15 protein-coding genes are annotated in these 15,201 nt (G+C 44.0%); 2 read left to right on the top strand and 13 right to left on the bottom strand.

Going from position 1 to position 15,201, the window contains the following annotated elements; translation table 11 throughout:
• The first annotated feature begins 88 nt into the window (after window positions 1-88).
• Window positions 89-1,393: a trypsin-like peptidase domain-containing protein gene (locus CKW02_RS06275; protein WP_003210810.1), complete on the top strand. Its 1,305-nt coding sequence runs from the start codon at window positions 89-91 to the stop codon at window positions 1,391-1,393.
• Between the two features lie 136 nt (window positions 1,394-1,529).
• On the opposite strand, the gene CKW02_RS06270 is transcribed toward CKW02_RS06275, so the two are convergent.
• Complete coding sequence (locus CKW02_RS06270) at window positions 1,530-2,486, bottom strand: ring-cleaving dioxygenase (RefSeq protein ID WP_003212217.1); 957 nt, start codon at window positions 2,484-2,486, stop codon at window positions 1,530-1,532.
• Between the two features lie 318 nt (window positions 2,487-2,804).
• Here CKW02_RS06270 and CKW02_RS06265 point away from each other — a divergent pair, with 318 nt between their 5' ends.
• Window positions 2,805-4,130 (top strand): APC family permease, encoded by a 1,326-nt coding sequence (locus CKW02_RS06265; RefSeq protein ID WP_003211129.1) that lies wholly within the window; start codon window positions 2,805-2,807, stop codon window positions 4,128-4,130.
• On the opposite strand, the gene CKW02_RS06260 is transcribed toward CKW02_RS06265, so the two are convergent.
• From CKW02_RS06260 to CKW02_RS06205, 12 genes are all read right to left on the bottom strand, one after another.
• Window positions 4,131-4,469 carry a bh protein gene (locus CKW02_RS06260; RefSeq protein WP_034619978.1) on the bottom strand — a complete coding sequence of 113 codons (339 nt, stop codon included), beginning with the start codon at window positions 4,467-4,469 and terminating at the stop codon, window positions 4,131-4,133. It abuts the gene before it with no gap.
• A gap of 63 nt (window positions 4,470-4,532) precedes the next feature.
• Entirely contained in the window at window positions 4,533-5,489 is a 957-nt protein-coding gene (locus CKW02_RS06255) for a sugar-binding transcriptional regulator (protein ID WP_003211594.1), read from the bottom strand.
• 93 nt (window positions 5,490-5,582) lie between these two features.
• On the bottom strand, window positions 5,583-6,389 hold the full coding sequence (locus tag CKW02_RS06250; RefSeq protein ID WP_034619980.1) for an SDR family NAD(P)-dependent oxidoreductase: 807 nt from the start codon (window positions 6,387-6,389) through the stop codon (window positions 5,583-5,585).
• Window positions 6,346-7,047 (bottom strand): SDR family NAD(P)-dependent oxidoreductase, encoded by a 702-nt coding sequence (locus tag CKW02_RS06245; RefSeq protein WP_213019662.1) that lies wholly within the window; start codon window positions 7,045-7,047, stop codon window positions 6,346-6,348. The genes CKW02_RS06250 and CKW02_RS06245 overlap by 44 nt, the downstream gene beginning before the upstream one ends.
• Before the next feature lie 25 nt (window positions 7,048-7,072).
• Complete coding sequence (gene lpdA / locus CKW02_RS06240) at window positions 7,073-8,455, bottom strand: dihydrolipoyl dehydrogenase (RefSeq protein WP_003211944.1); 1,383 nt, start codon at window positions 8,453-8,455, stop codon at window positions 7,073-7,075.
• A gap of 12 nt (window positions 8,456-8,467) precedes the next feature.
• Window positions 8,468-9,790, bottom strand: coding sequence for a dihydrolipoamide acetyltransferase family protein (locus CKW02_RS06235; RefSeq protein ID WP_003211757.1), 1,323 nt, complete (start codon window positions 9,788-9,790; stop codon window positions 8,468-8,470).
• A 17-nt stretch (window positions 9,791-9,807) separates the two neighbouring features.
• The gene (locus CKW02_RS06230; protein ID WP_034620051.1) at window positions 9,808-10,788 is read right to left on the bottom strand and encodes an alpha-ketoacid dehydrogenase subunit beta; all 981 of its coding nucleotides are present in this window, start codon (window positions 10,786-10,788) and stop codon (window positions 9,808-9,810) included.
• 31 nt (window positions 10,789-10,819) lie between these two features.
• Window positions 10,820-11,803, bottom strand: coding sequence for a pyruvate dehydrogenase (acetyl-transferring) E1 component subunit alpha (gene pdhA / locus CKW02_RS06225; protein WP_003211858.1), 984 nt, complete (start codon window positions 11,801-11,803; stop codon window positions 10,820-10,822).
• A 182-nt stretch (window positions 11,804-11,985) separates the two neighbouring features.
• On the bottom strand, window positions 11,986-13,017 hold the full coding sequence (locus CKW02_RS06220) for an alcohol dehydrogenase catalytic domain-containing protein (protein ID WP_003211557.1): 1,032 nt from the start codon (window positions 13,015-13,017) through the stop codon (window positions 11,986-11,988).
• Window positions 13,014-13,460 (bottom strand): hypothetical protein, encoded by a 447-nt coding sequence (locus CKW02_RS06215; protein ID WP_003211419.1) that lies wholly within the window; start codon window positions 13,458-13,460, stop codon window positions 13,014-13,016. Before CKW02_RS06215 ends, CKW02_RS06220 begins: the two co-directional genes overlap by 4 nt.
• A gap of 66 nt (window positions 13,461-13,526) precedes the next feature.
• A complete protein-coding gene (locus CKW02_RS06210) occupies window positions 13,527-13,805 on the bottom strand; it encodes a PTS sugar transporter subunit IIB (protein ID WP_003212259.1) in 279 nt (92 codons plus the stop codon).
• 19 nt (window positions 13,806-13,824) lie between these two features.
• Window positions 13,825-15,198, bottom strand: coding sequence for a PTS galactitol transporter subunit IIC (locus CKW02_RS06205; protein WP_003210771.1), 1,374 nt, complete (start codon window positions 15,196-15,198; stop codon window positions 13,825-13,827).
• Window positions 15,199-15,201: the final 3 nt, after the last annotated feature.

Below are 15,201 nucleotides of genomic sequence, written 5' to 3'. Positions count from 1 at the left end.
TTTTTCTTACGATCAAGTCAGTATCCACAACAAAAGGTAAAACCCCTTAAACCCATACATGAAAAAATGATGAAAGAGAGTGATTTAAATGACACATCACAAAAATGAACAACAACCTTCTCAAGAACTTCAAACAACGGAGCAGCCACAAAAACGAAAGAAGAAGCCAAACGGCTGGTTTAAGCCATTTGTCAGCGGTGTTGTAGGCGGTACGCTGGCGTTAGGTGTGTACGTCCTTTCGCCATATGCCCAGCACGCATCAGACAACACAGCACATAATTCAGCAGTGGTATCGACAAATGATACAAGTGCCAATTCGTCAAAAACAACCGCCGTCCAAACATCACATTCATCGAGCAGCATCTCCAGCATGGTGGAAAATGTATCACCAGCCATTGTCGGCATTACAAACTACCAAGCGCAAAGTCAAACAGACACGAGCTTCGGCGATTTCAATACGCCTTTTGATGAATCACAGCAAAATAAAAGCAGTCAAGAGGAAAAAACAGGTACAGGCTCAGGAGTGATTTTCAAAAAATCCGGCAGTAAAGCCTATGTCTTAACAAATAACCACGTCATTGAAGGGGCAAATAAACTCACAGTATCCTTACACGATGGCAAAACCGTCAAAGGTAAACTGGTTGGAGCTGACCCGCTGACTGACCTAGCTGTTGTAGAAATTAGCAGCAGTCACGTAACGAAGGTTGCGGCATTAGGTGATTCCTCCTCGCTGCGTGCTGGGGAAACCGTCATCGCGATCGGAAACCCGCTTGGTGAAGATCTATCAAGAACCGTGACACAAGGAATTGTCAGCGGTGTCGACCGAACAGTCTCGATGAACACATCCTCAGGTGAAAGCAGCATTAATGTCATTCAAACAGATGCAGCTATTAACCCAGGAAACAGCGGCGGCCCGCTTCTTACGACAGATGGAAAGGTTGTGGGGATCACGAGTATGAAAATTTCTGAAACAGGTGTTGAAGGCATTGGATTCGCGCTTCCAATCAATGATGTCAAACCAATCGCCGATCAGCTTCTCGCAAAAGGAAAGATTGAGCGTCCATATATCGGCATCAGCATGCTGGATCTCGAACAAGTCCCGGACGTGTATCAGAAAGAAACACTCGGTCTCAAAAATAGTCGGCTTGATCAAGGCGTATACGTCAAAGAAATCGCCGCAGGCTCACCTGCCGCCAAAGCCGGCTTAAAGTCTGAGGATGTCATTACCGCCATCAATGGGAAACAAATCAAAACCGGAAGTGAATTACGTCATGAACTATACACGAATACGAAAGTTGGAGACACCGTGAGCATCACACTCATTCGAAACGGAAAAGAAGAAACGAAGAAGGTGACATTAACACAAACTGAATCTAAGCAGGTAAGTTCCTAATGCAAAAAGTAAAAGGGCTAAAATCAAGATGATTTTAGCCCTTTTTTCTTTTCAGCGTGATAGAAAACCTTTGCAGATCTGACAAAGAATGCGAGGGTTTGTCTATACGCTGAGCAGCTCATCATGAGCTGCTTTTTTATGATGACTGAATTGGCGTTAATCTTTGTTCTATTTCTGCTCGTTTGTGCTCTAGAAATGGCGGAAGGGCTAATTGATCGCCAAGCTCATCTACTCCTTCGTCGACTGTAAATCCAGGGCCGTCTGTTGAAATTTCAAATAAGATACCATTCGGTTCTCTAAAGTAAAGGGCTTTAAAGTAGAAACGTTCCACAACACCAGAGTTCGTGAAGCCTGCTTTTGATATTTTGTCATACCATTTTTCCAGTTCCTCTGCATCTTCCACGCGAAAGGCTACGTGATGCACACTTCCTCTGCCGGAACGCTCAGAAGGCCCTTCAGTTTTTTCGATCACATGAATTTCTGTTCCAGCACCGCCATTTCCTGACTCAAAAATGGTCACGATCTCACCATCATTTGATTGTTCACGCGCTCTTTCGGTGAAGCCAAGGATGTCTGTTAAAACACGGATCGTTTTGTCCGCTTCTGCAACAGTTAATTCCACTGGACCCAAACCTCTAATGGCAAACTCTGCCGGAATATCATCATGCACTGGCGGTGAGCCTGCTTCTTGTGCGTTCGGTTCTACTGTTAAAAATAGCTGCTGCCCTTCTGGATCTTGAAAGCGCAAGGCAGGTCTGCCCCCTCTCAAGGAAGCCGTTTCTTGCTGTACGTCTGTCTCTTCAAAACGCTTTTCCCAAAATGAAAGTGCTTCTTCAGAAGAAACGAGAAGGCCTGTGCTTGTGATCGCGTTTGTTCCTTTCAAACGACGAGCGAGCATTGGAATTTCAAAGAATGTGAGCTCCGTTCCCGGTGAAGCGACCTCATCTCCATAAAATAAATGATACATAGATGGGTCATCCTGATTGACCGTTTTCTTTACAAGTTTTAAGCCAAGAATCTGGCGGTAGAAATCAACATTTTTTTGAGCATTGGCTGTTAATGCAGATACGTGGTGAATTCCATTGATTTTCATTATGTTCACTCCTATTTCTAAATATCTCGAATTCAAGATAATATCCTTATGAATAAAATAGGTCATTTTTCAAGAAAAGTCAACCATTTGGCTAGATGTTCGGTTTCTAACGATAAAATTAACATTAAATCAAAAATAATCTTTTATTGTTCGTTTTTAACGAAACATTCACCCTGATATCTCCAATAAACGAACACTTTTAAATACAAATACGAAAATCAGAAAATTTTTTTAATTCTTGTTTTCCTAAAATCGTATTACAATGAACGAAATACATGTCACAGTAACGTACGAAAGTGATGCAGGAGGTCGCGAGTAATGAACAAAGAACAACCAGCGTTAAAACAGGACATCGGCTTATTTTTCGCCCTATCTCTTGTCATCGGGACTATTATCGGGTCCGGCGTCTTTATGAAGCCAGGCAACGTCCTTTCCTATTCAGGAAGCTCAGATATCGCATTATTCGCTTGGCTGCTAGGCGGCATTTTAACCCTTGCAGGCGGACTCACTGTTGCTGAAATTGGTACACAAATCCCTCGGACTGGCGGATTGTATGCCTACCTTGAAGAAGTGTATGGTGAGTTTTGGGGCTATTTATGCGGCTGGGTGCAGATTATCATTTACGGACCTGCCATCATCGGTGCGCTCGGTCTTTATTTTGGTTCATTGTTAGCTAATTTATTTTCTCTATCTTCTTTATGGTCGACAACAATTGGCATTATCACTGTTTTATTTTTATGTTTCATTAACATCATGGGAACAAAATACGGCGGTTTTGTTCAAGGGCTGACCACCATCGGAAAGCTTGTCCCGATTGCCGCTATTATTGTGTTTGGCTTATGGAAAGGAAACGAAAATATTTTTATGGCTGTCAACGATAGCATCGCTCAAATGAACTTCGGTGCAGCGATCTTGGCTACGTTGTTTGCCTATGACGGCTGGATATTGCTTGCAGCACTTGGCGGTGAGATGAAAAACCCAGAGAAGCTGCTTCCTCGTGCAATGGCAGGCGGGATTTTAATCGTCACGGCTTGCTATCTCTTTATTAATGTCGCTCTTTTGCACGTGTTACCAGCAGATCAAATCGTACAGCTTGGAGAAAATGCGACAAGTACTGCTGCGACAATGCTCTTTGGACCAATCGGCGGTAAGGTCATTAGTATCGGCATCATCATTAGTATCTTTGGCTGTTTGAACGGAAAGGTTCTTTCATTCCCACGTGTGATTTTCGCGATGGCAGAGCGAAAGCAAATTCCTTTCGCAAACGCGATTTCACGTATTCACCCTACATTTAAAACACCGTGGATTGCTGTATTTGTACAAATTTTGATCGCCATTGTGTTTATGGTCGTCAGCAATCCAGAAAAGCTGTCAGAGGTTTCGATCTTCATGATCTACATCTTTTATGTCATGGCCTTTTTCGCAGTCTTTAAACTGAGAAAACAAAACAAAGGAATCGAGCGTGCTTATAGCGTACCACTTTATCCGCTCACACCAATCGTTGCGATTATCGGTTCTTTATTCGTCTTAATCAGCACCATGATCACCGACTGGAAAAGCTGTCTCATCTCTATGCTGATCGGGATTGCTGGACTGCCTATTTATTATTATATGAAAAAAACACACAAAAAAGCAGAGCGCTAATCAGCTCTGCTTTTTTTTATATTGCTTAATCACTTTGTATGATTCGTTTAAATATCTCATGAGCCGGTATGGCTTACTAAGCACGCGGATTGGGAGTCTTGAGATAAATCCATTCAAATTCGCCTTATATTCCTGCGTCATCCGCTTTGGCTTTGTCGCAATTTTTTCGTATACTTCTTTGTAAAATTCCTTCATGATGTCGACTTTCACACTGATCTTCTGATGACACTCTGTACACTCAACGCTTTTCATCTGATCATTCACATAAACGATGCTGTGGAGGGTCTCTTCTTGGCACCGAGTACAATGTAGGTTCGCTTCCATTTCGGTTTTCTTCAAGATACACAGCTCCTTTCTCGTTTGATGTTGCTCTTTTTATACAATTCGATGGGTATTAGCCGTTTATTGGACGGAAGCTTCCTTTAAAATGGCTGCGGCCGTTAGTTCGTCTGTCACCAGTACTTGAATAAAGCCGCCATTTAAAGCCCCTAAAATACTTTCAGCCTTATGGGTTCCTTCTACAACAGCGATGACCGTTTTGACGCTCTTTAACTGCTCCAGTGATAAACCAATGACCTTTTGGTTCAGTTCATCTTGGACAGGTTTGCCTTGACCGTCAAAGAAACGAAAGCCAATATCACCAACAGCCCCTGATTGCCTTAAACCAGATAAATCTTCTTCTTTTAAGTAACCAACTGTTTTTAACGTTGAACCTTTATGCGGGTTGCCAATACCGATGAGGGCAATATCTACATTTTTACCTTCTTCAAGCACAGCTTCTATATCCTGCATTGCCATGAGCCGCTCTTTTAATTCTTCTGTTTCTAAAATCGCCGGGGCATATAAATAGGAACACGTGCCATTCATTTTCTTTGCCAGCTCATATGCCAGCTGATTGGCATGAATGTCGACTGCCTGCCTGCCCATTCCGCCCTCTAATGGAATGACCTTCACATCGTTTCTTCGCTCGAACGGGTATTCCTTTACAAGCGCAGCTAGTGTAGTTCCCCATGAAATACCGATTTTCTCCGCGTCTTTCATGTTTTTAGATAAATAATAGGCGCCTGCTTGACCGACTGCCCGTTTCACCATCTCAGACATTGTCCCGACGCTTGGGACAACGACAGCATCTGTTAATTGAAAAGTTGTTTCTAGCTGCTTTTCCAGTTCCACCGTATGAATACTTTCGTCTTTAATGTACACCTCAACAATTCCCACATCTTTTGCTTTTTGTAAGAGCTTTGAAATGACTGGTCTTGAGACATTGAGCTTTTTTGCGATTTCCTGCTGCGTCCACCCGTCTGTATAATAAAGATGAGCAACTTTGACGAGCTGTCGTCTTTCTTCCCAATTCAGCATGTGACATCATCCTTTTAATATACTATGATTCCCAGTATACCAAACATTCGTTTCTAATTGGCACAATTGTTATGAAAATGACAAAAAGAGCGATTACCTCTCCGCTCTTTTTCCCTCCGTATATTTTGGCTGATACGTTCTCCCGCCGTCTAACAGAATAATTTGTCCGTGTAAATAGCTTCCCTCGTCACTTGTAAGAAATAAAGTGAGTCCTGCGATATCGTCTGGTCTTCCTAATCTCCCGACAGGAATGAGCGATTGTAGCTGCCTTTTCTCCACCTCAGTAGGATAGAGCGTATCAAGCATTTGAGATTCAATCACGCGGGGTGCAATCACATTGATACGCACATGGTGTGCCCCTAATTCCTTTACAAGCGAGCGCATCAGGCCAAAAGCACCTGCTTTTGAGGCGTAATACTGAATTCCACCGCCTGAGCCAGTTATAGCAGATCCTGATCCAATCACGACAATGCTTCCTTCTTGCCGCTCACATATATAAGGTGCTGACGCTTTGATGCAATAGTAAAGACCATACAAGTTCACAGCCAGTGTCTTTTTCCAAAGTGAAAAATCGACTTCTAAAAAAGGAAGTGATTTTGTCATCCCTGCTGAATACACAAGATGAGCAATGCCGCCTAGCTCCCTTTCAGCTGCTGAGACCATCTGCTGAACACTTTCCCACGATGAAACGTCAGCTTGAAATGTCAGCAGCTCAGAGTGCTGTTTTTTTAAAAGCGAAAGTCCTTGTTCATCTATATCGGACACAGCCACTCTGTGACCTTCTTTTAAAAAACGCTCGGCAATTTCCTTTCCAATCCCTTGGGCACCGCCAACGATGAGAACTGTTTTTTGATCATTAGCCAGCACTCTCACCCCCGTCAAGCATAATCGCTGCACCATCAGTAAATGCGCCATATGATGTACTTAAAAAGACCGTCATATGGGCCACAGACTCCTTGATTTGCTCTGCATTAGGAATCAAATGGAGAGGCGGCGGCAATAAAGCGAGCACCCGAATCCCTTTGTCTTTAAATTCTCGCGCCAGCCCTTTTGTCATGGCATTCAGCATAGAATTCGATGTCGCATGTGAAATCCCGCCATCACCTGTGATACTGCCTGATGACGATATATTAATAATGCAGCCTTTTTTCTGGTCAACCATGTGCCATACGGCAGCTTGACTGGAAAGAAAGACAGTATTCACAGCGGTTTCCACTTCGTCCATCCACTCATTAGGGTGTGCGGCGTCAAGCTCCGCTTCCGTTCCTTGTGCTGCTTGATTGACCAAAATATCCAGTTTTCCGCACGTATCGATCACTTGTCTCAGCATACGCGTGGCATCACGAGGCGTTTCAAGCGGATTCATGATGATACTCGCCTGACCACCCATTTTTTGAATGTCTTCACAAATGGTTCTAGCCTTTGATTCATCATGAAATGTGTGTAAAAAAACATGTGCACCTGCCTGGGCTAAAGCCAGGCAGATGGCTTCTCCAAATCCATCTGTGCTACCTGTCACAAGTGCCGCTTTCTGATGAAGCTGGACGTGCACATGCATCTCCTCCCTATCCCTTGTTTGGCATTTATTTTCTCAGCTTACTCACGATATCAAGAGCTGCTTCATAAAAACCTTCTGAGATGGTCGGATGCGGATGAATCATTTTCGCCATCTCTTCTGCTGTTCCTTCTAAATACATAAAGGAAGAAGCTTCTGAAATCATTTCTGTGACATGCGGACCAACCATCGTTGCACCGATCACTTCACCATATGCTGTATCGTACACCAATTTAATAAAGCCTGTTTGAACACCTGCCGCTAACGCTTTACCGCTTGCCGCTAAATCAAATCGTTCAGTTTGTACGCTGAGCCCTTTAGCTTTTGCCTCTTTCTCCGTAAGACCAACACTTGCCACCTCTGGTAATGTATAAATACATCTAGGCATAATATCAGCATTCATTTTTTCAGGCACGCCGCAAATATTGCTGACCGCAACAGCAGCCTCTGCCATCGCCGCATGAGCCAGCTGATAACCGCCGGCGACATCCCCAACTGCGTATACACCTTCAGCACTTGTCTGCATCCGATCATTCACCTTGATAAACGGACCATCATGCTGAAGATCAAGCTGGTTAACAGCTGATACATTCGGTCTTCTTCCAACGCAGACAAGCAGTCTTTCCGCTGTAAAGATGTGCGTCTCCCCTTTATCATCTGTTGCATGAACCGCTTTGACTCCTTCGCTTTCCGTCACCTCTGTCACAGTGGTTTTCTTCGCGATATGGATGCCCTTTTTCTTGAGTTCTCTTTCTAGCAGCTTAGATGCTTCTTCATCCTCTTGCGGGATAATGGACGGTGCCGCTTCAATAATGGTGACTTTTGATTGAAGACTTTGGAAGATACAAGCAAGCTCAAGACCAATGACGCCTCCGCCAATAATGACGACAGAAGCAGGAATATCTGGGATGTCAAAGATTGTATCACTTGTATCAAATGAAATATCTTTAAGCCCCGGTATTGGCGGAATAGCTGGTGTAGATCCAGTAGCAATGATTAACTCTTTCGTTTCAATCGATTCTGATCCATCTTGTTTTTCAATCTCAATCCGATGCTTTGTCACCGCTGTACCTCTGCCGTTATATACATCAATCTTTCCTTGCTTTAATAAAAAGGCGATTCCACCTCTGAGCTTTTCAATGACGTCATCTTTGCGCTTTCTCATTTTATCGAAGGAAAGAATCATGTCACCTGTTTCGATTCCCCAGCTTTTCGCCTTCTCGATTGATTCAATGACTTCTGCATGTTTCAGCAAGGTCTTTGAAGGGATACAGCCTCGATTTAAACAAGTACCGCCTAGAAAATCCTCCTCAATCAAAGCAACCTTCCGTCCGCGCTCAGCCGCTTGAAGGGCGGCAGTATACCCGCCAGGCCCTCCGCCAATGACTGTCAGATCATACGTTTTCGTCATCCGATTCATCTCCTACATTAGCAATTCAAATGGTTGTTCAAGCACTTTTTTAAGGTCTGTTAAAAAGGCAGCCGCTGGAGCGCCATCTACTACTCGGTGATCAAACGATAAACTGACACCCATCATTGGCCGCACCTGAATTTCTCCATCTACTGCAACAGGTTTATCTTGAATCCGTCCTACACCTAAAATCGCCACTTCTGGCTGATTAATGATCGGGGTAAAGGTATCAATGGCATACATGCCTAAGTTACTAATCGTAAAAGTGGATCCTTTCAGCTGGTCAGGAAGTAGTTTTTGATCACGTGCGTTTCGGCCAATTTCTTTCGCTTCTTTTGTCAGTTGTTTTAATCCTTTTTGATTCGCATGAGAAATGACTGGTACCATCAAGCCGTCTTTCACTGCAACAGCGAGACCAATGTGTACATCTTCATGGAAATGGAGCTCATTTTGTTCAAATGTCATATTGATCTGCGGGTGGCGCGTGAGTACATGGCTGACCGCATGAATGATGATTTCTGTGAACGACAGCCGGTAGCCTGTCTCTTTTTCAATCGCCGGAAGTAACTGCTGACGCACTTCTTTCGCTTTCGTCATATCAATTTCACTTGTTAATGTGACGTGCGGTGCTGTAAAGGCACTTTGTGACATGCGATCAGCAATCACTTTTCTCATGCCAGCTAATTTTTGTGTTTTCACAGGCGAAGCCTCTTTTGTTTGCGTTGCTGCTTGTACGTCACTCTTCATGATCTTACCGTGAGCGCCAGATCCAGAAATTGCTGCTAAATCGATTCCTTCACGAGCAGCGACTTTTTCTGCAAGTGGTGAGACGCGCTGGTCTTTCTCACTAGAATGAACGACTGCCTCGACGTCCCGTTTTTGGACTCTGCCTTTTGGCCCTGTGCCAGATACCTCTTGAATCGCCACATGATGATCCTTTGCCGTTTTTCTCGCTGCGGGCGTGGCACGTACTTTTTCACCAGATGTTTTTGGGGCTTCAGTAGAACTGGATGAAGACGAGTCTGGTGAAGACGATTCGCTGCTTTCTGAGGAATCCTCATCTGCCTGTGCTGGCGGCTCGCTCGGCACCTGTTCATTTGCCTCTCCGATATATCCAATAACAGCATTGACTGGAATTTGATCATCAGCTTCGTAGTATTTCTTTAGAAAAATGCCGTCATCATAGGCTTCCACCTCGATGTTAATCTTGTCTGTCATAATTTCAAAAAGAGGCTCACCGATTTCAACCGAATCTCCTTCTTCTTTCAACCATTGAAGCAAGGTTCCGATCTCCATCGTACTGCTTAGCTTCGGCATAAATATCTCTTTTGGCATGATCTTCTCCCCTTTATTTAAGAGCGTACAAGCTCTTTTGCTGCTTCAATAATATCTGGCACTTGTGGAATGACCGCTTTTTCCAGCGTCGGGTTGTATGGTATTGGGACTGCAAGGCCGCCAAGTCGTTTAATCGGCGCATCTAAATAGTCAAACGCTTCACTTTCCGCTATCATACTTGCAATCTCTCCACCGTAGCCGCCTCGTTTGACAGCCTCATGAACCACGATACATTTACCTGTTTTCTTCACAGATTCGATAATGGTTTCTTCATCTAATGGGACAAGTGTTCTTGGGTCAATGATTTCAACATCGATTCCCTCTGCTTCTAGTTCCTTCGCCGCTTCTAATGCTTTGTGTACCATAATCGCTGTTGCTACAATTGTGACGTCTTTCCCGCTTCTTTTCACATCAGCTTTCCCTAAAGGAATCGAATAAGGCTCTTCAGGCACTTCGCCGATTGTTTTATATAAAAGCTTGTGCTCGTAGAAAATGACAGGGTTGTCATCATCCATTGCTGCTTTTAAAAGTCCTTTGGCATCATAAGCTGTTGAAGGCTGAACTACCTTTAATCCCGGAATATGAGCCATCCACGCTTCTAAGCTTTGTGAATGCTGCGCTGCGGCACCCGTTCCTGATCCTGCTGGTGTTCTCACAACGAGTGGTACTTTTCCTTTTCCGCCAAACATGTATCGTGTTTTGGCTGCTTGGTTTACAAGCTGATCCATTGCGATTGTAATAAAGTCAGAGAATTGAAGCTCTAAAATCGGACGCATACCTGTCAAAGCCGCTCCGACTGCACCTCCTGCGATGGCAGCCTCAGAGATTGGTGTATTGCGTACGCGCTCCGGACCGAACTCTTCAATCATGCCGCGCGTGACCCCAAAAGCACCGCCATATACGCCGATATCCTCACCTAAAATGAATACATCTTGGTTCTCTCTCATTTCCTGACTCATAGCCTCTCGAACGGCTTCTAAATATGAAATCTCTCTCACTGTTGTTTTTGTCACGTGATTCCCCTCCTAATTAGGCGTATACATCCTCTAATAGTGTATCGATTGACGGTTCTTTACTGTTTTTAGCGAATTCTACAGACGCTTCAATTTCCTGCTTCGCTTCTTCCTGCAAGGCCGCTGCCTGCTCTTCTGTCAAAACATTCAGTTCAATCAAGAGAGACTTAAAGCGCTTGATTCCGTCTTTTTGTCTCCACTCTGTTTCTTCTTCACGTGTACGGTATTTTTTCGCATCACTCTTAGAGTGACCTTTCCAGCGATACGTTTTCATTTCAATAAGTGATGGACCTTCTCCAGCTCTTGCGCGGCTGACTGCTTCATCTACTGAGTTCATAATCTCGACCATGTCATTTCCATCAATCGATTTCCCAGGTATTCCGTAGCTTTCTGCTCTTGTTGAAATGTCTTCAATGTTGATCATTTCTTTTACAGGGCCAGACATGCCGTACTGATTGTTTTCACAAATGAATACAACAGGCAGATCCCAAATGGATGCAAGATTTAGCGCTTCGTGAAAGCTGCCTTCATTTGTCGCTCCATCTCCGAAGAAACAAAGAACGACATAGCCTTCCTGTTTCATTTTAGATGTGAGCGCTGCACCTGTTGCCAGCGGGATACCGCCGCCAACGATTCCATTTGCGCCAAGGTTCCCTTTTTCTAAATCAGCGATATGCATCGAGCCGCCTTTTCCTTTGCAATAGCCAGTCTCACGTCCGAATAGTTCTGCCATCATCTTATTGACCTCTGCACCTTTTGCAATACAGTGACCATGTCCACGGTGCGTGCTGACGATCTTATCTTCGTCCTTTAATACGGCAATTGATCCAACAGCTGACGCTTCCTGTCCGACACATAAATGAGTGGTTCCATGGATAAGTCCTTTGGCAAAGAATTGATCGACCTTTTCATCAAAATATCTCACTAACCACATTTGTTTATATAAATCTGCTAATCTCTCATGACTAATCTGTTCAGGCAAAGTGATTTGTTTTTGCATTTCTTCTCTCCCCTTTACATTTGTTCTTATATGTTACATTTGTAATAATCATACGTTTAAGTATCTTTGAAGTCAAGCATTTCTCTTTCATTTTTAAGCGTTTTCATCTTTTATCAGAAAAAAAGAGAAAGGCAAAGCCCTTTTCTAAAGAACTTCTCTTTCTCTTCCAATCTCCTAGGTTCTCATTCATCTGGGTACATCATGATTTTGACACTCTCACCTTCAGGGTGACTTGCGCATTCTATCGCCTGAAGGAGCTGACTTAACGGATAACGATGCGTCACCATCTTTTCTGTGTTGACCACTTTTGCTCTTAGAAGTTCAAGGGCTTCGAGGTAGTGATAAGGATGTGAGGAATAGGCTCCAACTACTTTCACTTCATCATGGAAAAACCGATCAGCCGGAATGGAGACGTCTCCCTTTGGAAAATGAGCAAACACTAAAATCGTTCCACCTCTCGCTACTGCTTGAAACGCTTCTTTTAAAAGCGCACTACTCCCAACAGAAATAATGACGAGGTCTGCTCCCTTTCCATTTGTTTCTCTCATGACCCGGTCTTCCACCGGCTCAGAGGCTGGATGAAAAGCGACGTCTGCACCTAAATTTCTCGCTTGCAGCAGCCGGTTCTCATTCACATCCGTTATCATCACTTTCCCAGCTAAGTAATGTTTGGCAAGCTGTAGTTGAATGCAGCCAATTTGCCCCGCTCCAAGAATCAGTACAGAATCTCCTGGATGAACAGGTGCTCGTTCAAACCCGTGCAGGCAGCAGGCGACTGGCTCCACCATCGCCCCTTGCTCATATGAGACATCATTCGGGAGCTTGCCCATTGTGTGCTTGACATGTAATGCAGGGACGCGGATATACTCTGAAAACCCGCCTGGCTCTACATTAGTGGCTGCAAACTGCGGACACATTGTATAAAATCCCTTTTGACAAAAGTCACAGGTGAAGCAAGGTACATGGTGCGCAACATAAACCCTGTCTCCCGTTTTTATATTTGTCACATTTTTTCCGGTTTCAACAACATCTCCTGCGATTTCGTGCCCTAGTACCGTTCCAGGAGGTACCGTCTCATGTGTTGCTTTGTAAATATCTGTGCCGCATAAGCCGCAGGCACGCATTCTTAATAGCACTTCATCATCACCAATCGCAGGCCGGTTCCGCTCCTCATACCGAATGTCCTCTGAAGAATAAAAGACAGCTGATTTCATGTAGCTGCATCCTCCTTTTCATCACCTTTCGCAAAATCCTGCAACGTTTGCACAAGCTGCTTGTACTCACTCATCTCACTGGATATCCAGTAACGTCCTCCGAATATGCGAGATGGGCCCACCCTGACATAGACTTTTCCGATATGAGGGTATGGCTTGATAAAAAGCTTTCCTTTAATATCAGAGACCGCATATGTGTGCCATCTGCCAAACGCTCCGATTTTGAGTTTATCTTCACTAATGATGACGTTTGTCGGCTGGTTCAGCCCAGTGATGCTAGAAAGCATGAGGATAGGCAGCGTATAAACGCCTAACACAGCTAACGGTTCAGGCCCTGCTGACATTAACGTATAAAGAGACCAAAGAAAAAACAGACAGATGAGTACGGCTGGAAGAAAAATAGACAACACTGCAGACGTTCGGCTATAAGCATGATGCTGCATGAGACGTCCTCCTTTCAGATACATAGAAGGAGCCAGGAAAGCAAAGCTCCTCCATGGAATGATTGTTTACTTAATATGATCGATGATTTTTTCAATATCATCTTCAATGCCAAATCCAGTTAAAAAGGATAATGTTTGAATCACAGGCGTTCCTTTCGTATCACTCACTGGTGTTGTCGTTACGATTAAATCGGCGCCTTCCGCTTTTTGCGGGACTTCAGATGCCTTGCACTGTTCCACCACGACATCATATCCTTTTTCCTTTAACGTCTCTTCGACCTTTTTGGCAACAACCGTTGATGTTGCAACCGCTGTTCCGCATGAAACCAATATTTTCTTTGCCATAAGAATCCCTCCAGCTCTTTTATTGATCTTTCTGATCTAAGCCCATTTCTTTCGCATACTGCTTTCTAATATCATTTCGCACCCAGTACCATAGGAGCGCATAAGCCAGAGCACAGATGATGGCTGCAATAAAGTACGGGTTGCTCGGATCAAGAAGTCTCACCATGATCCAAGGAATGACGTGGGAACCAAGGTCAATACCTGAAATCATATTGGCTCCTTCTGGGAAGTCAAACCCGACTGCTTTCCCCATTGTTGTCGCAAGCGGTGCGAGATTCGTTGCGATAAAGAAGACAATCATTAATGTAAAAATACTGTTAATAAGACCACGAATAATGTTTCCACGAGCGGCTGCTACTGCCCATACAACTGTAAATGGTAGAACTGATAAGTCAGCAAACGGCAGCATGCCATTGTAAGGGAGAACGACTGCAAGTAGAATCGTAATCGGCACCATAAGAAGGGCTACCGCCATATTCGCCGGATGACCAATCACAATCGCTGTATCTAAACCAATATAGACATTTTTCCCAGGGAAGCGCTTTTGAATATAAGAACGAGCGCCTTCAGAGATTGGAATAAGACCTTCCATTAATAACGCAACCATTCTTGGCATTAGGACAAGAACTGCTGCCATTTGAATACCAAGCGTCATGACGCCTTTCGCATCATAGCCGCCTAAAAGACCAATAATGATACCAAGTATGAGACCCATCACAAGCGGTTCGCCAAAAATACCAAAACGTTTCTTCAATGTTTCTGGATCAGCATGAATTTTGTTTAAGCCAGGGATCTTGTCAATGATACGGTTGGACGCATACATAAGCGGTGCGAAGTTGACCGTTTCAGCATGAGCCATCGATACGCCTTTCAATCCAAAATGGTGTTCGATTGTCGGTGCCGTCCAATCAGCTAATTTAAGCGTGATAGCAGAGACGATCAAACCAACAGCAAGTGCCAAGAACATATTATGATAAGCGTAGTAAGTCACAGAGGCTGCGAAAATCAAATGCCAGAAGTTCCAAATATCTACATTCAGTGTTTTTGTAAAGTTAACGGACAATAAGATGACATTTAACAAAAGCACAAGAGGAATCATCAAAGGGGCAACAGGTGTACCGAAGGATATAGCCGCTCCAATCGGCCATCCAACATCCAAAATATCGAGCTTTAGGCCAAGGGAATTAACCATGGCTTTTGCTGCTGGCCCAAGGCCACTCACAAGCAAATTAATGACAAGGTTGACACCGACAAACCCAATTCCGATCGTAATACCGGCTCGGAAGGATTTCTTAAAGCCTTGCCTTAAAATCATACCGAAAAGCGTCATAATAATCGGGAGCATAATAGTTGGTCCAAGGTCTAATATAAAATCGACAGCTTGCTTGATCATACA

Origin of the sequence: Bacillus pumilus, assembly GCF_900186955.1 — a bacterium.
GTDB classification, from domain to species: Bacteria; Bacillota; Bacilli; order Bacillales; family Bacillaceae; genus Bacillus; species Bacillus pumilus.
Note: the sequence above shows the minus strand (reverse complement) of the source record. Positions and strands in the feature narration are given on the sequence as shown.